The organism is Bradyrhizobium sp. UBA2491 (genome assembly GCF_002341725.1).
Taxonomy (GTDB): domain Bacteria; phylum Pseudomonadota; class Alphaproteobacteria; order Rhizobiales; family Xanthobacteraceae; genus Bradyrhizobium.
In genome coordinates this window covers 1191-1460 of the sequence record NZ_DDOP01000003.1, presented here as the reverse complement: position 1 = coordinate 1460, position 270 = coordinate 1191, and the positions used below count along the sequence as shown (strand labels likewise).

General features: G+C 68.1%; 1 protein-coding gene. It reads right to left on the bottom strand.

The window, feature by feature from the left end; translation table 11 throughout:
- Positions 1-86: 86 nt before the first annotated feature.
- Positions 87-270: PfkB family carbohydrate kinase (locus B2W55_RS00660; protein WP_291532170.1), on the bottom strand; the 184-nt coding region annotated here is incomplete at its 5' end.

Here is a 270-nt window from a genome sequence, read left to right as displayed (position 1 = left end):
AGCGAGAACCCGGAATGACGAGGGTGGAGCGACGTTCTATCGCTACCCCTCCATCGCAGGGGAGGCTGAAGAAGGCCAGGGCCGCCCTAAACCAGCAGCCCCTTCGCCTTCGCGAGCTCCTTCAGCGACACCAGCGGCCGGGCGCCGATGTGCTGGATCACCTCGGCGGCGGCGAGCGCGCCGAGACGACCGGCATTCTCATGACCGACATTGCGCACGAGCCCGACCAGGAAGCCGGCAGCGAACAGGTCGCCGGCGCCTGTGGTGTCG